This is a genomic window from Pseudomonas sp. dw_358 (assembly GCF_018449655.1).
Classification (GTDB): domain Bacteria; phylum Pseudomonadota; class Gammaproteobacteria; order Pseudomonadales; family Pseudomonadaceae; genus Aquipseudomonas.
This window is the reverse complement of sequence record NZ_JAAVUX010000023.1, coordinates 67,808-84,927: the sequence shown is the minus strand read 5'-3', so window position 1 is coordinate 84,927 and position 17,120 is coordinate 67,808. Positions and strand designations below refer to the sequence as shown.

The following is a 17,120-nucleotide window of genomic DNA, read 5'->3' as shown; positions in this document are numbered from 1 at the left end:
TAAAGCAACAGCAACAGCAACAGCAACAGCAACAGCAACAGCAGAGCCGGAGGGTTGCGCGCTCCTGCACGGGTTATGGATGATGACCCCTGCAGGGTCGAGCGCCGCCTGGCGCATGGGGGAGCCTTTCCCTGAGCAAGTGTGTCAATATGTACTAAACCTGTTACTCAATAAATGTGAAGCGCCGCACACTCTTGCCGATATAAAGACCAGCAGGCGATGAACGGACTGCAGGTCTTGTTGCATTGAGACGTCCTGGGCATGGGAAGCCCCACAATCAATACAGATTTCGGAGCACACACCATGCAAATCGAGCGCCTGGACAATATTCAGCACGACCTGGAAGACACCGCCGCCCACCTGGACGCGCTGTCGCGGATGTTGCGCGGTCATGCTCATTACCTGCGCCATTCCCGGATCGGCAACAACAGTGCCGACATCGATTTCATCGAAAATCACTTGAGTGGCCTGGCGGTGTCCATCAGCGACCTGCGCGGCGTGGCCCACAACATTTCACGGGTCGCCTGAACTGCAGCGGCTACACTGCGCCTCTCAGACCACCGAGAGGCACACCTGCATGAACCCGGCAGATCCGCTGTCCTGGGGCCACGGCCCGCGCATCTTCGAAGTTTTCCTCGAACCCACTTGCCCGTTTTCAGTCAAGGCCTTCAACAAGCTCGACGCGCTGCTGGCCCAGGCCGGCGAGTCGCGCATCACCATCAAGATCCGCCTGCAATCGCAACCCTGGCACCTGTTCTCCGGGGTGATCGTGCGCTGTATCCTTGCGGCCTCCACCCTGGACGGCGGCAAGCAAGCAGCCAAGGCGGTCATGGCCGCTGTGGCCGCGCACCGTGAGGAATTCGAGTTCGAGCGCCATGCCGGCGGCCCGAACATGGACGCCACCCCCAACGATATCATTCGCCGCCTTGAAGACTACAGCGGCCTGGCCCTGGCCGGAGCCTTCGCCAACCCGGCGCTGGGGCAGGACGTCAAGTGGCACGCCAAATACGCACGGCAGAATGGCATACACGTGTCGCCGACCTTCATGGTCGATGGCCTGGTGAACCCCAAGCTGAGCAGTGGCGACACGGTCGAGGCCTGGATCGAGCAACTCGGCTGATCAGAGACGCGGATGCTGCGCCTGTGCCTGCAACCAGCCCAGCAGGTCCTGCAGGCCGGGGGCCGACGCCTGGCGCGGCGGCAAGACCGCGTAATAGCCCGAGCCGGTGCGCACCTTCAACTCGAAGGGCGTGATCAAGCGGCCGTGGGCGAGGTCATCGCCGATCAGCGCCCAGTCGCCAATGGCTACGCCGGTGCCCTGGGCCGCCATGGACATGGCCAGGTCGAGGGTTTCGAAATGCTGGCCCTTGCGCACATCGGTCAGCTTGGCGCCGGCAGCGTTGAGCCAGGTCTGCCAGTCGGTTTCGTCGCAGGTCGGGTGCAGGAGCATGTGCTGCTCCAGGTCGTGCAGCGAGCTCAGCGGCGCCGAGGTTTCCAGCATCTGCGGTGAGCACACCGGGGTCAGCTGTTCGTCGAACAGGTGCATAGGCCGGGCTTCGGGCTCCGGGGGCGGGCCGTAGATCACGGCCGCGTCGTAAGCCTCGCGGCGAAAGTCCACCCGGTGCTGGGTGGTGGTGGTCAATTCCACCGGCACGTCCGGACGCTCCTTCTGCCATTGCATCAGGCGCGGCAACAGCCAGCGCATCATGCAGGTCGGCGCCTTCAGTTGCAGGGCCTTGCGTTTGGCGCCTACTTGCTCGACGGCCTCGTCGATCAGGCCGAACACCTGCTCGATGCGCGGATAGAGATCGCGGCCCTGATCGGTCAGGCTCAGTCCCCGTGGCAGGCGCTGAAACAACGGGTAGCCCAGGTGTTCCTCAAGCCCCGCGATCTGCCGGCTGACCGCGCCCTGGGTGATGCATAGCAGCTCCGCCGCCCGGGTGAAGTTCTGACACTGGGCGGTGATCAGGAAAGTGTGCAGGGCGGGCAGGGGCACGGGACGTTTCATCTTGGCATTCGGCTCGTTGGCAGAGGGCGCGCAGGCATGGGTAAAGAGGCATGTGCGAAGAACATGCCTAGTATGACTATTTTTGCATTGTCACCGCCACAGGCCCCCGGTCCAATGCCGCCATCCTTGGGATTCGAGAGACAAGACATGGCAACCTGCGGCGAAGTACTGGTCAAACTGCTGGAAGGCTACGGCGTCGAGCACGTGTTCGGCATTCCCGGCGTGCACACCGTGGAGCTCTATCGCGGCGTGGCCGGTTCCAGCATCACCCACATTACCCCGCGCCACGAGCAGGGCGCCGGCTTCATGGCCGACGGTTATGCCCGCGCCCGGCAGAAGCCGGGGGTGTGCTTCATCATCACTGGCCCCGGCATGACCAATATCGCCACGGCCATGGGCCAGGCCTATGCCGACTCGATCCCGATGCTGGTGATTTCCAGCGTGCAGTCGCGCCAGCAACTGGGCGGCGGGCGCGGCAAGCTGCACGAACTGCCGAACCAGCGCGCGATGATGGAAGGGGTCTCGGCGTTTTCCCACACGCTGATGGCCGCCGACGATTTGCCCGCGGTGCTGGCCCGGGCCTTTGCCGTGTTCGAGGCCGGGCGCCCTCGACCGGTACACATCGAGATCCCGCTGGACGTGCTGGTGCAGCCCGCCGACCACTTGCTGGCTTGCCCGCCGGTGCACGTGGCCCGTGCTGGCGCCGCGCCCCGGACCGTGGCGCTGATGGCAGAGCGCCTGGCCGGCGCTCGCCGCCCGCTGATCCTCGCCGGGGGCGGCGCCCTCGCGGCCGGGCCCGCGCTGATCGCCCTTGCCGAGTACCTGCAAGCCCCAGTGGCCCTGACCATCAACGCCAAGGGGCTGCTGCCCGCCGCCCACCCGCTGCTGATCGGCTCGACCCAGTCACTGGTGCCGACCCGTGCGCTGGTGGCCGAAGCCGATGTGGTGCTGGCCATCGGCACGGAGCTGGCGGAAACCGACTACGACATCACCTTTGCGGGCGGCTTCGAGATCCCCGGCGACTTGCTGCGCATCGATATCGATCCAGACCAGTGCGTGCGCAATTACCCACCGCAACTGGCTTTGGTGGCCGACGCTGAAGTGGCGGCCGAGGCGCTGCTTACGGCCGTCAGCGGGCTCGCCGTGACGCCTGGGCAGCCATGGGGACAGGCCCGTTGCGCAGCCTTGCGTCTGGCCATCGCCCGCAGTTGGGACACTGCCGCTCAGGCTCAGACGCTGTTCTTGAACACCATTCTGAGCGAGCTGCCCGATGCCCTGCTGGTGGGCGATTCGACCCAGCCGGTCTACACCGGCAATCTGACGCTGGACATGGACCGGCCGCGGCGGTGGTTCAACGCCTCTACCGGCTACGGGACGCTGGGCTACGCCTTGCCGGCCGCCATCGGCGCCTGGCTCGGGCGAGGGGATGAACCGGGGCCGGTGGTGTGCCTGATCGGCGACGGCGGCTTGCAGTTCACGCTTTCTGAACTGGCCAGCGCCGTGCAGGCGCAGGTGCCGGTAGTGGTGCTGCTGTGGAATAACCAGGGCTACGAGGAGATCAAGCGCTACATGGTCAATCGCGCCATCGAGCCCATCGGGGTCGACCTGCACACCCCGGATTTCGTCGCCGTGGCCACAGGGCTGGGCTGCGCCGCCGAGGCCATCGCCAACCCCGAACAATTGCGCCAGGCCCTGAAGGCCTGCGGCGGCCGCTACGGCCCGACCCTGATTGAAATCGACCAGAACCAATGGATGAGCGAGTGGCAAGCATGAGCGAAACAGTATTGAACGGCCTTTACATAAACGGCCAATGGCAGCGCGGCGAGCAACTGATCGAGGTGATCAACCCCGCCACTGAACAACCCCTGGCGGTGGTCGCCGGCGGCGCCAGCGCGGCGGTCGAGCAGGCCGTGACCGCCGCCACGGCGGCCTTTGGCCCATGGTCGCGCCTTCCGGCCAGCGAACGCGCCGAGGCGCTCGGGCGCATCGCCGCGGGTGTCGAAGCCCAGCGCGATGAACTCGCCCGGTTACAGGCCAGCAACAACGGCAAGCCGCTGTGGGAAGCGCAGATCGACGTCGACGACGTCATCGCCACGTTCAATTACTACGCTCAGTTGGCCGCCGACCTGCCAGGTGACCAGCCCGTAACGCTACCCAGCGATGCCTTCAGCGCCCATGTGCGCCGCGAAGCCTGCGGTGTGGTCGGGCTGATTGTGCCGTGGAATTTTCCCATGGTCACCACCGCCTGGAAGCTCGCGCCAGCGCTGGCGGCCGGTTGCAGCGTGGTGCTCAAACCGTCGGAAGTGACCCCCTTGGCCGAGCTGGCGCTGGCGCGGATCATCGCTGAAGCCGGCCTGCCTGCCGGGGTGTTCAATCTGGTCTGCGGCTCTGGCGTGGACGTGGGCGCGCCGTTGGCCAGTGATCCGCGGATTGCCAAAATATCTTTCACCGGCAGCAACGCGGTAGGGGTGCAGGTCATGCAGCGCGCGGCGGAAACGGTCAAGGGTGTGAGCCTGGAGCTGGGCGGCAAGTCGTCGCTGATCGTGCTCGCCGATGCCGACCTGGACTTGGCCGTGGAGCTGGCTGCCGGCGGTGGTTTTTTCAATGCCGGGCAGATGTGCTCGGCCACCAGTCGCGTGCTGGTGGCCGACAACGTGTACGACGCCTTTCTGGAAAAGCTCTTGGTCAAGGCCGCCGCGCTCAAGGTCGACGAACCGTTCGCCGACGGCGTGGAGATGGGCGCACTGGTCAACGCGGCGCAATACCAGCGGGTTATCGCGCACATTGCCCGAGGCCTCGCCGACGGCGCGTGCCTGCGCTTGGGCGGGGTGCGGCCCGAGGGTCTGGAGCGGGGCTTCTTTCTTCAGCCCACCGTGTTCACCGACGTGCCCCTGGACAGTGCGCTGTGGCAGGAAGAGATCTTCGGCCCGGTGCTCTGCGTGCGCGCATTTGCCAACGAGGAGGAGGCCATCGGGCGCGCCAACGACTCGCGCTTCGGCCTGGTGGCCAGCGTGGTGGGCACGGACGAAGTCGCCACCGAACGGGTCGCCAATGCCTTGCAGGCCGGGCTGGTGTGGATCAATGCGCCGCAGGTGATTTTCCCCCAGGCGGCCTGGGGCGGCTACAAGCAGAGCAGCCTGGGACGCGAGCTGGGCCCGTGGGGGCTGGCAGCGTTTCAGGAGATCAAGCACGTGCTGCGCGCTCGCTGAGGGCGCACGCTTGCCCCCGGATAAGGCATGCGCCTGGCACATGGCTTTGATGACAAACTTTCGATTGTTGACGTTTTCACCGCCCCTCAGGATGCCCCTCATTCGATCAACACAGTCAGGGGCAAGCGAGCATGGGCGATCACGATTTCAGCAGGCGGCAATTCATCAAGACCGTGGGGGTGGCCACGGTTGCTTCGGCGGCCTTGGGCATGCCTTTCATCAGTGCCCGGGCCGACGACGGGCGTTTTCAGGGCAAGACCCTGCGCTTGCTGACCTGGTCGGATGACACCGGCCTGGCCGCCCTGCGCAACATCGCCGCGACTTTCGAAGCCAAGACCGGGGCCAAGGTGATTGCCGACCGCACCGGCAGCACCTCGGAAATGGTCGCGCGCCTCAAGGCCGCCGGTGATCGTCCGCAGTACGACGTCATCACCCTGGCCGGGGTCGGTGCCGAAGGCCTGGCCAATGCCGGCCTGCTGGAAAAGCCTGACCTCAACCGTATCCCCAACCTGGCCGACGTCCCGGAGAAATACCGCACCGGCGCCAACGGCCATGGCATCGGCTACCTGCTTTGGTGCAACAGCCTGGTCTACAGCACCCGCACCGTGAAAGAGCCGCCCACCAGCTACGCCGCCCTGTGGGACAAGGACTACGCCAGCAACCTGTTTCTGCCGCCGCCGAACTGGACCGAGGCCATGGACCTGATCATCATCGCCGCGAAACTGGCCGGCGGTGACGAGCGTAACGTCGAGCCCGGCTTCAAGAAACTCGCCGAGCTAAAGGACCGCGTGGTGACCCTGGGCGAAAACCCCAACCAGATCGCCGAGTTGTTTCGCACCGGCTCCCTGGACCTGGGCGGCCTCTATGCGCCGGCGTTCTTCCCCAAACAGTTGCGCGACCCGAGCTACGGCCTAGGGGCCACGTTCGGCATGAAGGAAGGCTTCTACACCGACCTGATGCAGACCGTGATGCCCAAGACACGCCCCGGCGATACGGACCTGGCGTATGCCTTCATCGACCATTCGCTGGACCCGGCGGTGCAGGGCAAGATGGCCGAGGAAATCTACAACGGCCCGGTCAACGCCAAGGCAATCATTTCCGCCGAAGCCCGCAAGAGCCCGTTCATCCTTACGCCCGAGCAGATCCACGACAAGGCGATCATCCACGACAACGCTTACCTGGCCACCGTGCATGACCAGTGGATCAAGCGCTACACCGAGATATTCTCGTCCTGATTTTATGTGAGCGGCCTTCATGACTTCGCCTCGACAAACCCTGCGCGCGTGGCTGTTTCTGTCGCCATCGATGCTGTTTCTCGCGGTGCTGGTCGCTGCCAGCCTCCTGGTCCTGCGCATGAGCGTCGGCACCCAGGGGGCTGAATGGAGCGGCTTCAGCCTGCACAGTTACCAGCAACTGCTCGAACCCTATTACCTCAAATCCTTGCTGCTGACCCTGCGCCTGGCCTTGATCAGCGCCGCGCTGGCGGTACTGCTGGCGATTCCCGTGGCCTGGTGCATGTCGCGCCTGACTTCGCCCATGCTGCGCCGCATCGTACTGGCGGCGGTATTGCTGCCCTTGCTGGTCAACTTGCTGCTACAGACGTATGGCTGGCTGGTGATCCTTGGTCCGGCCGGCATGCTCAATCAGGCGTTGATGGCGCTGGGGCTGATCAAGCGCCCGATCATGCTGTTGTACAACCAGAGCGGTGTGCTCACCGGTCTGGTGCAGACCGCCTTCCCGCTGGCGGTGCTGCCCATCGCCAGCGCCATGCGCGGGGTGTCGCGCAGTTATCAGGAGGCCGCCGCCACCTTGGGTGCATCGCGCACGCACGTGTTCTTCCAGGTGGTGCTCCCCATGAGCCTGCCGGGCATCGTCAATGCCGCGACCCTGGTGTTCGCCTACAACGCCAGCAGCTTCGTGGTGCCGTTGTTGCTGGGCGGTCGGCGAGTGCCGATGCTGGCGGTCATGGTGCATGACCAGATTGCGCCCCTGATGAACTGGCCCGCCGCTTCGGCCGCCGGCGTGGTGCTTATCCTCACCACCTTGCTGGTCATGAGCGTGCCGCTGTTGTTCAACCGCCGTACGCCAGGCGTCACGTCATGAGCCGTCGCCTGTTGTTGCCGGGTGACAGCGGCCGCGTGGCCAACGTGCTGACGGTGATCATTTTGCTGCTGGCGGTGCTGCCGATCCTGACCATGATCGTCATGTCCTTCAGCGGCGCCTCGAACCTCGACTTTCCGCCGGCCAGCTACAGCCTGCAATGGTACCGCGCGGCCTGGCACACCTTCGTTTCGCCGGATTCCAGCGACGTGCTGAGCCTGGGCCAGGCGTTGATGACCAGCCTGTGGGTGGCGTTGCTGACCATGGTGCTGGCGATTCTCATCGCGGTGCCGGCAGCCTATGCGCTGACCCGTTGCGAGTTCGCCGGCAAGGCCGTGGCAGTGCAGCTGATGTCCCTGCCGTTGGTGTTTCCCATGGTCGTGCTGGGCTTGGCGCTGCTGCTGGTGTTCAACAGCCTGCCGTTCGAAATGCCCATCACCCGGCTGGTGATCGCCCATGTGATCCTCGCGCTGCCATTCGCCATCAAGAACTGCACGGCGGCCATGACCTCCATCGGCAGCGAAGTGGAAGAAGCCGCGCAGATGCTCGGCGCCACCCGTACCCAAGCGGTGTTGCACGTGGTGGTGCCGTTGATGAAGTCGGGGATTCTGGCGGGGATGCTGTTGGCGTTCATCGTCTCGTTCAACGAATTCACTGTGACCTACTTTCTGTACACCATCGATGTGATGACCGTACCGATCTGGATGTACAGCCGCACCGTGTCGTCACTGGACCCGACGGTGTTTTCCTTTGCCGTGCTGATCGTGCTGATCGATTTTGCCCTGATCTGGGCGCTGGAAAAGCTGGTAGGCGAAGGCGGGGTGTCATTTTGAACAGCTCCATTTTGATTGGCGAGGCAGGGGAATAATGAGCGGTCTGATGCTGGAAAACGTGGAAAAATCCTACGGCGCCGCGCGGGCGGTAGTGGACGTCAACCTGCACCTGCCCGAGGGCAAGCTGGTGTGCTTCCTCGGCCCCTCGGGCTGCGGCAAGACCACCCTGCTGCGCATGATCGCCGGCCTGGAAACCCTCAGTGGCGGCGAGATCCGCCTGGACGGCCAGAACATCGGCCACACCCCGGCCCACGCGCGCAACTTCGGCATGGTGTTCCAGTCGCTGGCGCTGTTCCCGCACATGACCGTGGGCCAGAACATCGCCTACCCGCTCAAGCTGCGCGGCGTCGACAAGGCCGCGCAAAAGGCCCGGGTGGTCGAGTTGCTGCAACTGATCCAGCTGAGCGAAATGCTCGACCGGCCGGTGGCACAGTTGTCCGGCGGTCAGCGCCAGCGCGTGGCGATCGCGCGAGCCATTGCCGCCCACCCCAAGTTGCTGCTGCTGGACGAACCGCTCTCGGCCCTGGATGCCAAGCTGCGTGAATCCATGCAGGTGGAAATCCGCCAATTGCAGCAACGCTTGAACATCACGACCATCCTGGTCACCCACGACCAGCGCGAAGCCCTGACCATGGCGGATATCGTCGTGGTGCTGGGCCAACACCGGGTGCAGCAGGTGGGCACACCCATGGAGATCTATCGCCACCCGGCCAATGAGTTTGTCGCGGATTTCATGGGTTCCGGGAATCTGTTCTCGGCGACGGCGCTGGGGGATGGGCATGTGCGTTTGCCGGCGGGTGCGGTGCTGGCCGTGCCCGGCAGCGAAACGCGTGCGGCGGGAGAGGCACTGCGCCTGCTGGTACGGCCCGAGGATGTGCTGCTGGCGGCGCCGGGCGAGGCGGGGCTGGCCGGGCAAGTGACCTTCGTCCGCGACCTCGGCGCGACCGTGGAAACGACGGTGGCGTGTGGCGGGGTGACGCTGGTGGCGCTGAGCACGCCGCGCGAGTCGGTTGGGGTGGCGGTGGGGCAGGCGGTGGGCGTAGGTTTTGCCCCGGGGGCTTGTCGGGTGTTGGCGGGGTGAATGACACCAAGGAATAACCTGTAAGACCGAGCTTGCTCGGGAATGGGTCACGGATGCATATCCGTCCAAGGGTGGGGGTGTTTGTTCCCGAGCAAGCTCGGTCTTACAGGTTTGTCCGCGCTATTTTTTCAAATTATTTGCAGGCGCCGTCAGCCCCCATTCCACATGGCCTAGCGCCATTACCACCGGGCACATTGTCGCAGGCCCCTGCCACCGCCAAGGTTGTACTGAAACCGTTCACATGCCATAAAAGAAAGGCAACAGACGCGAAAATCCAAGAAAAACCGTGATTTCAGCGTCGCTGCCTGTCGCCATTCCCGCCCGGGAAGCGCGGCTGCCAACGGCGTGCTGTGACGTTCGAAGCCTGCCCACTACACAACCTCATCGAGGCCATTCATTCGGCGCGCCCAAGCGCCGTGCTGCAAAAAGGACCGGACCATTGAGCGATCAATCCACTCCGCAATCCCCCTTCGTACGCCTGTGCGATAAATTCGGTATACCCCCCGCGTTGTTCTGGGGCTTCGTTGGTTTGTTGATCTTCATGATCGGGGACGGCGTCGAGCTCGGTTACCTCTCTCCCTACCTCAGTAGCCGAGGCATGGCTCAAGGCCAGATCGCCACGGTGTTCACCCTCTACGGCGTGACCGTCGGCATCTCGTCCTGGCTGGCCGGGGCATTGTCCAATCTCTGGGGTCCCAAGCGGGTCATGTTCCTCGGGCTGCTCATCTGGAGTGTCTTTGAGGTGCTGTTTCTGGTTTACGGCCTGAAAACCCTGAGCTACTCAATGATCCTGCTGACCTACGGTTTGCGCGGCTTCGGCTACCCGCTGTTCGCCTACGGCTTTCTGGTATGGATCGCTGCCGCCACGCCGTCGCGCAAGATGGGCCTGGCGGTGGGCTGGTTCTGGGTGGCCTATGCGGCCGGCCTGCCGACCCTGGGGTCGCTGGTGGCCAGCTTCGCCATCCCGGTCATCGGTGCGTTGCACACGTTCTGGCTGTCGTTTGCGCTGGTGGTATTCGGCGGGGTAATCGGCCTGGTGGGTCTGCGTGAAGCGCATGGCATGCGCCGCCTGGCGCCCGAGGGCGAAAAGCCGCTGGTGTCCATGGCCAAGAACATCACCATCATGTGGAGCCGGCCCAAGGTCAGCCTGGTGGGTGTGGTACGCATCATCAACACCTCGTCGATGTTCGGCTTTCTGGTCGTGCTGCCCGGGTTCTTCATGCACACCGTGGGCTTTACCCTCGAAGAGTGGCTGCGCCTGCTGACCATCGTCTTTGTGTTCAATATCATCGGCAACATGACCTCCAGCGTCATCAGCACGCGGATCGGTTTTCGCAACACCATCCTCTGGCTGGGCGCGATCGGCAGCACGGTGAGTACGCCGCTGTTCTTCTTCATGCCGCAGATGTTCCCCCACAACTTCCTGCTGGCCTCGGTGTTCGGCGCGTTCTACGGGCTGACCCTGGCGTGCTTCGTGCCGCTGTCGGCACTGGCCCCGGCCCTGGCGCCGCAGAACAAGGCCGCAGCGTTGTCCGTGCTCAGCCTGGGCGCAGGTGCGTCGACCTGGGTGGGACCGGCGGTGGTGGCGATCTTCAGCACGCGCTTTGGACTGGAAGGGGTGGTGTGGGCGTTCACCGGCCTGTACGCCTTGAGCGCAGTGCTGATGCTGTTCATCAAGGACCCGGAAGTGGTGCACGAGCCTTTTGCCTTTCTCGGCACGTTCCGCAAGGCCAAGCGTCGCATCAAGGTGCGCGCGCCACGGCTGGACGACCGCTGGATTCCGGCGACGCCCAACGACTGAGTCGCCTGATTACATCCCGGCCAGATAGCCGCCGTCGACATAGAGCACCTGGCCGGTGATGTAACCCGAAGCCTGGGACGCCAGAAACAACGCCGCGCCGGCCAGGTCATCCAGATGACCGAGCCGGCCCATCGGCACCTTTGCCAGCATCGCTTCCTGCCAGCCTGGGTTCTCGTAGAACGGCCGGGTCAGGTCCGTCTCGAAGTATCCCGGCCCAAGGCCGTTGACCCGAATGCCCAGGGGTGCCCACTCGGCTGCCAGACCACGGGTCATGCCCACCAGCCCGGTCTTGGAGGCGCCGTAGGGCAGGGCGCCGGGCACACCTACCTCACTGGTCAACGAACACATATTGATGATGCTGGCGCCTGCGCTCATGCGTTGGGCGGCGGCCTGGGCGCAGAAGAACGCGCCCTTGAGGTTGACGTCGACGATGGCGTCCCAGGTGGCTTCGTCCAGGCCCAGCGACGGGGTGACCTTTTCCACGCCGGCGTTGTTGATCAACACGTCGAGGGCATCGATCTGAGCGAATGCGGCTTCCCGCGAAGCACGGTCGGCCACGTCCAGCACAAAGACGCTGCACAGGCCGCCCAGGGCCGCGATCTCGGCCTTGAGCGTTTGCAGCTTGTCGAGGTCACGGGCGGCGGCCAGCACTTGAGCACCGCCGGCGGCAAAGGCCAGGGCCAGCGAGCGGCCGATGCCCTTGGAGGCGCCGGTGATCAATACTCGCTTGCCCGCCACGGAAAATGAAGGAGTCATAACGCGTTGCGCCTGTTCAAGGTTGGATGATGGTCTTGAGCTTTACGTTGGCGCCGCTGCCGGCAGCTTCGTACACCTGAAGAATCTGCTCCAGCCCCACCGGGCCGTCGATCACCTGACGCAGCAGCGGGCTCAAGCGTTCCAGCAGGCCCATGGCCTGGCGCTGTTCTTCGCGAAATACGCTGCAGCCGACCAGTTCGATTTCCCGCTCGACAATGGCGTTGGTACTCAGCGCACACAGCCCCGAAGACAACCCCACCAATGCGATGCGCCCGCCCGAAGCCACGGCTGCAATCAGCTGCTCCATGACCATGGCATTGCCGGTGGCCTCGATGCAGTAGGCCGGCTCGGTACCGCCCATGGCGGCGTGGATCGCGGCGCTGTCACAGGGCACCGGAATCACCCCGCAGACGTCCTTGAGCAACTGCGCGCGGCCTTCGTTGCGTTCGATCAGGTACACCGGCCGGTCGTCCAGTTCGCGCAGCAGGATCGCCGCCAGACCGCCGATGGGGCCGCCGCCGGCCACCAGCACTGCCGCGCCAGGGGCGGGCGCCAACCGGTTCAGGACCCGCAGCGCCACCCCCAGCGGCTCGGCCAGGGCGGCAATTTCATTGCTGACACCGTCGGGTATCGGTAGCAGGCGGTGTACCGGTTGCACACTCTGTTCGGCAAAGCCGCCGTCGCAGACTTCGCCGACAAAGCCCATGTGTCGGCACAGGTTGCCGGCCCCGGCCAGGCAGAAATCGCACTGGCCACAATGGGCCCGGGAATCCACTACTACGCGGTCACCCACGGCAAAGCCTTCGACGCCGCTGCCCAGCTCGGTAATGCGCGCGCAGAATTCGTGGCCCGGGGTGACCGGCAGCTGCGAAATCCACTGCCCCGTCTTCAAGTTGTGAATGTCCGAGCCGCACACGCCGGCGGCCAGCACCTGCAGGCGCACGTGGCCCGCAGGGATAGCGCCGGGGACGGGAATGTCTTCGAAACGGATGTCCTGCTTGCCGTGAAAACGCAGTGCTTTCATGTCGGTTCCTGAGGGTTAGACCGGCTGGATAGCCGCGAACAGCCGACTGAACGCGTCTTCGCCATGGGCGGGTTCGCTGCCGGCGCTGACCGCAATGGCAAGGCCCAGGGCCGAGCTGTGGGGGGTATGGCCGCTGATGCCGCCGGCGCGCAAGTCGAGGACCAGCGCCGGGCAGCAGAACAACGCCAGGCGCACGATGCGCTGCCAATCCTCGGGCAGCCAGCCACGGCTGTGCAGATTCTGGATCAGCGGCTGCCAGTAGTGTTCGGTTTTGCTCTGCAAAAAGGCTTCGCGCAGTGGTGACAGCTGCCAGTCGAAATCGACGCACAGACGGCCGTTCTCCAGCCGGGTATCGACGCTGTACTGGGGGGCGATCCGGGCCGGTTCGTACAGCCACAGCGGGTGGGCAAAAATATTATGGAAGGTGGCCTTGATCTCGGCCAACAAGGCCGGAATCTGCCGGCCCGCAAAGGCCGGATCGAAGCTGACCAGCTGCGGCGTATCGCCGTCGGTCTCGTACCACACGTTGGCATTGTGGGCATCGCCGTGGGCGGTGACCACGCCATGGTCGGCCAGTTTTGCCGGGGCCAGCACGGCGGCACTTTCTTCGAACAGCTCGCCCAGGGTGCGCGCGTACTCCACGCCATTGACCACCCACTTGAGGTCTTTGAGCTGTTCCCACGGCACCTCGCTGGCAGGAAACGCGAACGTCTTGCCGACGTAGTAACTGGCCACGCGCCCGCCCAGCCCGGCCGGTTGGCCCTCGCTGATCAAACGGTGGTAGAACAGCTGATGCACCGGCTCCTTCACCACCTCGGCCGCGGTCCCCGGCTTGAGGGTGCGCAGGGCGCCTTCCAGCGCCTCGGTGTCGTAGGCTTGCTGGGCCTGGATCAGCGTCGCCATGTGCGCCCAGTCGGCGCTTTCCTCGATCTGCCGGCAGACATCGGCCAGGCGCAAGTCCTCGCGCAGGGCATAGAGCAGGATTTGCCGCCCCGGCTCGCCGCAGGCATACAGCGGCACGTCGACGCGATAGCCTGCCTCGCGCAGCAACTCGGCGTTGTAGTACTCCTCGATGGTTTTATCCTCGCCCTCTTCGTTGTGGTACTTGAAGAACAGCCGACGACCGTCCGCCAGGCTGGCCACGCCGTTGAGGGAGTTGAGGCTGTATTGATCGCGGTTGATGTGCAGGTCGGTCGCGGTCACGCCGATCACTTCGCCGACCAGCTGCAGCAGCGTCAGCCGAGCGCCCGCCCAGTCACCTTGCTTTGCCTGCATCCGGGCCAGGGCCGCGAGGGGTTGCGCAGTCATGCTCACTTGCCTTCTGCGAGAATGGCCTTGCGCAGCGGCGACACTGCCAGCGCGTGGCCGCTGAAGCCTTCGTACAAGGCGAAGCCATGGGCCTGTTCGGCGAGGGCGTCATAGCCGGCACGGGTCACGTAGCCCACCGAGATACGTTTCATGTAGTCAAACACCGAGAGCGGGCCGGCAGTCTTGGCCGCGCCATTGGTGGGCAGCACGGCGTTGGGGCCGAGGACGAAGTTGCCGAGGGTAACCGGGGTGTAGTTGCCCAGCAGGATCTCGCCGGCGTTGCGGATTTTCGGCATCACCGCCAGGGGTTCTTCGGCGAGGATCTCCAGGTGTTCGGGGGCGTATTCGTTGACCCATTCGATGGCGGTGGCGAAGTTCTTGGTCAGCACCACACCGCCATGGTCGCCGCAGAGCACGGTCTGGGAAAACTCGGCGCGTTTGGGGTCCAGTTTGGCCCACAGTCCTGGCAGTGCGGCAATCACGCCTTCGGCCACGGCGCGGCTGTGGGTCACCAGGTAGGCGGAGGAGTCCGGGCCGTGTTCGGATTCGATGATCAGGTCCATGGCCGCCAGGGTCGGGTTGGCGGTCTCGTCGGCGAGGATCACGCATTCGCTCGGGCCGGCGGGGGTGCCGGGGTCGATCAGGTTGGACAGCTGGCGCTTGGCGGCCACCACCCACGGGCTGCCGGGGCCGACGATCTTCAGGCACTTGGGCACGGTCTCGGTGCCGTAGGCCACAGCTGCCACGCCCTGGGCGCCGCCGCATTTGTAGAGGTCCTTGATGCCTACCAGACGGGCCGCCACCAGGGTCGCATCGTCCACCTTGCCGTCCGGGCCGGGCGGAGTGATCACCACCGGCCGCGGCACGCCAGCGACGATGGCGGGGATGGCGGTCATCAGCAGGACGCTGGGGAACGAGCCCTTGCCCCGTGGCACGTAGCAGGCCACCGAGTCGATGGGCACATGGCGGTCACCGGCAAAGGCGCCGGGCTGCATTTCCTTGAGCCACATTTCCTCGGGCTTCTGCGCTTCGTGGAATGCGCGGATGTTGTGGGCGGCAAAGCGGATGGCTTCCACGACCTTGGGGTCCATGCGTTCCAGGGCGGCGTCGAACTCAGCGTCCTCGGCACGGATGGACATCCGCTCGGCCTTGACCCCATCGAACTGGCGCGCGAAACGTTCAAGGGCGGCGTCGCCTTCGATACGCACCGCCTCGATGATCGGCTTGACCTTGTCGACGAAGAACGACAGGTCGGTCTCGGTACGGTTGAACAGGGCCGGAGGCAGGCTGGTGGCGGTGCTCAGGTCGTGGAACGTGGCTTGCTTCATCGCAAAACTCCGAAAATAGAATTCGATCAGGCGTGAGCGGCTGAGCCCTGGCGGATGAGGCCCAGGACATGGCGCTGGATTTCACTGAACGGCGGGCCTTCGCAGGCGCCTTCCAGACGCGGGCGGTCCAGGGGCACGGCGACGGTGTCCTTGATGTAGCCGGCACCCATGACCACGATGCGGTCGGACAGGTACACCGCTTCCTCGACGTCGTGGGTGACGAACATCACGGTCAGGCGGTGGGCCTCCCAGACCTCGGTGAGCAACTCCTGCATCTGCCGGCGGGTCATGGCATCGAGGGCGCCGAAAGGCTCGTCCATCAACAGGATCTTGGGCCGGTAAGAGAGGGCGCGGGCAATGGCCACGCGCTGCTTCATGCCGCCGGACAGTTCGTTGGGGTAAGCGCCTTCGAACTGACTCAGATTGACCAGTTGCAGGTGCTCGCGGGCGATGTCCCGGCAGTCTTTGGCGCTGTGCCCGGCGGCTTTCAGGGCGAATTCGACGTTGCCCAGGGCGGTCAGCCATGGCAGCAACGTGTAGGCCTGGAACACCACGCCCCGGTCGGTACCGGGGCCCTGGATCGGCACGCCGTCCACCAGCACGTCGCCGCCTTCGAAATCCTCAAGCCCTGCCGCGATGGAGAGCAGGGTGCTCTTGCCGCAACCCGAGGTGCCGACGATGGAGACGAATTCGTTATCGGCCAACGTCAGGCTGATGCCATCGAGGACCTTCTTGCTCTCGCGGTTGATGCTGAAGCTTTTGTGCAAGTTGTGGATGGCCAGGGTACTCATGAGCGCCTCCGGTTGTAGCGGAACAGGAGCTTCTCGCCGGCGCGCATGATCTGGTCGGAGATCAGCCCCAGCAGCCCGAGAAAGAGGATGTAGCCGATGATGGTGTCGGTCTGGAAAAAACGCTGGGAGACCACAATGCGATAACCCAGGCCCGAGGTGGCAGCCACCAGTTCCGCCAGCACCAGCCAGGTCCAGGCCCAGCCGAGGCTGACCCGCAGCGCATCCCATATCCCCGGCAGGGCGCTGGGCAGGACGATCTTCCAGAGGATCTTGCTGTTGCTCATGCCCAGGGTACGGCCCAGGCCGACGAAATCGCCGGGCACGCGCTTGACCGAGTCCATCACCATCAGCACCTGCTGGAAGAAGGTCCCCAGCCAGATGATCAGGAATTTCTGGAAGTCTCCGGTGCCGCTCCACAGGATGGTCAGGGGCACGAAGGCCACCACCGGCATGTAGCGCACGAAATCCACCAAGGGTTCCAGCGAGGCCTTCCAGAAACCGAAGCTGCCGGCCAGCACGCCGAACAGGATCGACATCAACGAGGACACCACAAAGGCCACGCTGATGCGGTAGAGGCTGACCTTCAGGTCGCCCCACAGGGTGCCGTCCTGGGCCAGGTGCACCATCCGGGTGATGACGCTTTGCGGTGAGGGCAAGAAGATCACCGGCACCATCCCGGAGGCACTGGCGGCCCACCAGGCCAAGCCGAGGATGACAAACACGGCGATGGCGATGGTCAGGTAGCCGCGGCGTCCGGGCTGGCGGCCGATCACGAAAAGGTTGCCGCGCTTGCGACGACGGGCCGCGGGGGCCGGGTTCGGTGCGGCGACCGCGTCTTGGCCGACGGGCTTTTCATTCAGTGTGGCGTAGCTCATTGACGT

Annotated in this window: 17 protein-coding genes; 10 read left to right on the top strand and 7 right to left on the bottom strand. The window is 64.8% G+C overall.

Translation table 11 applies throughout. The features are described from left to right. From HB675_RS23935 to HB675_RS23925, 3 genes are all read left to right on the top strand, one after another. Positions 1–223, top strand: a 223-nt coding sequence (locus tag HB675_RS23935; protein ID WP_213881638.1) for a hypothetical protein, incomplete at its 5' end; no start/stop codon positions are given. Positions 224–303: 80 nt separating this feature from the next. Next, on the top strand, positions 304–528 hold the full coding sequence (locus tag HB675_RS23930) for a hypothetical protein (RefSeq protein ID WP_213881637.1): 225 nt from the start codon (positions 304–306) through the stop codon (positions 526–528). A 49-nt stretch (positions 529–577) separates the two neighbouring features. After that, positions 578–1,120, top strand: coding sequence for a thioredoxin (locus HB675_RS23925; RefSeq protein WP_213881636.1), 543 nt, complete (start codon positions 578–580; stop codon positions 1,118–1,120). On the opposite strand, the gene HB675_RS23920 is transcribed toward HB675_RS23925, so the two are convergent. Continuing rightward, positions 1,121–2,008, bottom strand: a complete 888-nt coding sequence (locus HB675_RS23920; RefSeq protein ID WP_213881635.1) for a LysR substrate-binding domain-containing protein — start codon at positions 2,006–2,008, stop codon at positions 1,121–1,123. Positions 2,009–2,155: 147 nt separating this feature from the next. Between HB675_RS23920 and HB675_RS23915 the strand changes: the two genes are divergently transcribed. From HB675_RS23915 to HB675_RS23885, 7 genes are all read left to right on the top strand, one after another. Continuing rightward, complete coding sequence (locus tag HB675_RS23915) at positions 2,156–3,781, top strand: 5-guanidino-2-oxopentanoate decarboxylase (protein ID WP_213881634.1); 1,626 nt, start codon at positions 2,156–2,158, stop codon at positions 3,779–3,781. Then, positions 3,778–5,217, top strand: a complete 1,440-nt coding sequence (locus tag HB675_RS23910) for an aldehyde dehydrogenase family protein (protein WP_213881633.1) — start codon at positions 3,778–3,780, stop codon at positions 5,215–5,217. The genes HB675_RS23915 and HB675_RS23910 overlap by 4 nt, the downstream gene beginning before the upstream one ends. A 131-nt stretch (positions 5,218–5,348) precedes the next feature. After that, the gene (locus tag HB675_RS23905) at positions 5,349–6,452 is read left to right on the top strand and encodes an ABC transporter substrate-binding protein (protein WP_213881632.1); all 1,104 of its coding nucleotides are present in this window, start codon (positions 5,349–5,351) and stop codon (positions 6,450–6,452) included. Positions 6,453–6,471: 19 nt separating this feature from the next. Next, the gene (locus HB675_RS23900) at positions 6,472–7,320 is read left to right on the top strand and encodes an ABC transporter permease (RefSeq protein ID WP_213881631.1); all 849 of its coding nucleotides are present in this window, start codon (positions 6,472–6,474) and stop codon (positions 7,318–7,320) included. Beyond that, the gene (locus HB675_RS23895; RefSeq protein ID WP_213881630.1) at positions 7,317–8,150 is read left to right on the top strand and encodes an ABC transporter permease; all 834 of its coding nucleotides are present in this window, start codon (positions 7,317–7,319) and stop codon (positions 8,148–8,150) included. The genes HB675_RS23900 and HB675_RS23895 overlap by 4 nt, the downstream gene beginning before the upstream one ends. A gap of 34 nt (positions 8,151–8,184) precedes the next feature. After that, positions 8,185–9,231 carry an ABC transporter ATP-binding protein gene (locus HB675_RS23890; RefSeq protein WP_213881629.1) on the top strand — a complete coding sequence of 349 codons (1,047 nt, stop codon included), beginning with the start codon at positions 8,185–8,187 and terminating at the stop codon, positions 9,229–9,231. A 439-nt stretch (positions 9,232–9,670) separates the two neighbouring features. Then, positions 9,671–11,032, top strand: coding sequence for an MFS transporter (locus tag HB675_RS23885; RefSeq protein WP_213881628.1), 1,362 nt, complete (start codon positions 9,671–9,673; stop codon positions 11,030–11,032). 9 nt (positions 11,033–11,041) lie between these two features. Here the strand turns inward: HB675_RS23885 and HB675_RS23880 are convergent, their stop codons facing one another. The 6 genes from HB675_RS23880 to HB675_RS23855 are packed head-to-tail and all read right to left on the bottom strand — an operon-like array spanning position 11,042 to position 17,114. Further along, a complete protein-coding gene (locus HB675_RS23880) occupies positions 11,042–11,788 on the bottom strand; it encodes an SDR family oxidoreductase (RefSeq protein WP_213881627.1) in 747 nt (248 codons plus the stop codon). Between the two features lie 16 nt (positions 11,789–11,804). Next, the gene (locus HB675_RS23875; RefSeq protein ID WP_213881626.1) at positions 11,805–12,812 is read right to left on the bottom strand and encodes an alcohol dehydrogenase catalytic domain-containing protein; all 1,008 of its coding nucleotides are present in this window, start codon (positions 12,810–12,812) and stop codon (positions 11,805–11,807) included. 15 nt (positions 12,813–12,827) lie between these two features. After that, positions 12,828–14,120, bottom strand: coding sequence for a hypothetical protein (locus HB675_RS23870; protein ID WP_213881625.1), 1,293 nt, complete (start codon positions 14,118–14,120; stop codon positions 12,828–12,830). Between the two features lie 2 nt (positions 14,121–14,122). Beyond that, complete coding sequence (hisD, locus tag HB675_RS23865) at positions 14,123–15,448, bottom strand: histidinol dehydrogenase (RefSeq protein ID WP_213881624.1); 1,326 nt, start codon at positions 15,446–15,448, stop codon at positions 14,123–14,125. Positions 15,449–15,474: 26 nt separating this feature from the next. After that, on the bottom strand, positions 15,475–16,239 hold the full coding sequence (locus tag HB675_RS23860; protein ID WP_213881623.1) for an ABC transporter ATP-binding protein: 765 nt from the start codon (positions 16,237–16,239) through the stop codon (positions 15,475–15,477). Next, entirely contained in the window at positions 16,236–17,114 is an 879-nt protein-coding gene (locus tag HB675_RS23855) for an ABC transporter permease (RefSeq protein WP_213881622.1), read from the bottom strand. Before HB675_RS23855 ends, HB675_RS23860 begins: the two co-directional genes overlap by 4 nt. Between the last annotated feature and the right edge of the window lie 6 nt (positions 17,115–17,120).

Coding starts and splice junctions, on each gene's coding strand:
- HB675_RS23930 (WP_213881637.1), top strand. CDS start 304: ATGCAAATCGAGCGCCTGGACAATATTCAGCACGACCTGGAAGACACC.
- HB675_RS23925 (WP_213881636.1), top strand. CDS start 578: ATGAACCCGGCAGATCCGCTGTCCTGGGGCCACGGCCCGCGCATCTTC.
- HB675_RS23920 (WP_213881635.1), bottom strand. CDS start 2,008: ATGAAACGTCCCGTGCCCCTGCCCGCCCTGCACACTTTCCTGATCACC.
- HB675_RS23915 (WP_213881634.1), top strand. CDS start 2,156: ATGGCAACCTGCGGCGAAGTACTGGTCAAACTGCTGGAAGGCTACGGC.
- HB675_RS23910 (WP_213881633.1), top strand. CDS start 3,778: ATGAGCGAAACAGTATTGAACGGCCTTTACATAAACGGCCAATGGCAG.
- HB675_RS23905 (WP_213881632.1), top strand. CDS start 5,349: ATGGGCGATCACGATTTCAGCAGGCGGCAATTCATCAAGACCGTGGGG.
- HB675_RS23900 (WP_213881631.1), top strand. CDS start 6,472: ATGACTTCGCCTCGACAAACCCTGCGCGCGTGGCTGTTTCTGTCGCCA.
- HB675_RS23895 (WP_213881630.1), top strand. CDS start 7,317: ATGAGCCGTCGCCTGTTGTTGCCGGGTGACAGCGGCCGCGTGGCCAAC.
- HB675_RS23890 (WP_213881629.1), top strand. CDS start 8,185: ATGAGCGGTCTGATGCTGGAAAACGTGGAAAAATCCTACGGCGCCGCG.
- HB675_RS23880 (WP_213881627.1), bottom strand. CDS start 11,788: ATGACTCCTTCATTTTCCGTGGCGGGCAAGCGAGTATTGATCACCGGC.
- HB675_RS23875 (WP_213881626.1), bottom strand. CDS start 12,812: ATGAAAGCACTGCGTTTTCACGGCAAGCAGGACATCCGTTTCGAAGAC.
- HB675_RS23870 (WP_213881625.1), bottom strand. CDS start 14,120: ATGACTGCGCAACCCCTCGCGGCCCTGGCCCGGATGCAGGCAAAGCAA.
- hisD (WP_213881624.1), bottom strand. CDS start 15,448: ATGAAGCAAGCCACGTTCCACGACCTGAGCACCGCCACCAGCCTGCCT.
- HB675_RS23860 (WP_213881623.1), bottom strand. CDS start 16,239: ATGAGTACCCTGGCCATCCACAACTTGCACAAAAGCTTCAGCATCAAC.
- HB675_RS23855 (WP_213881622.1), bottom strand. CDS start 17,114: ATGAGCTACGCCACACTGAATGAAAAGCCCGTCGGCCAAGACGCGGTC.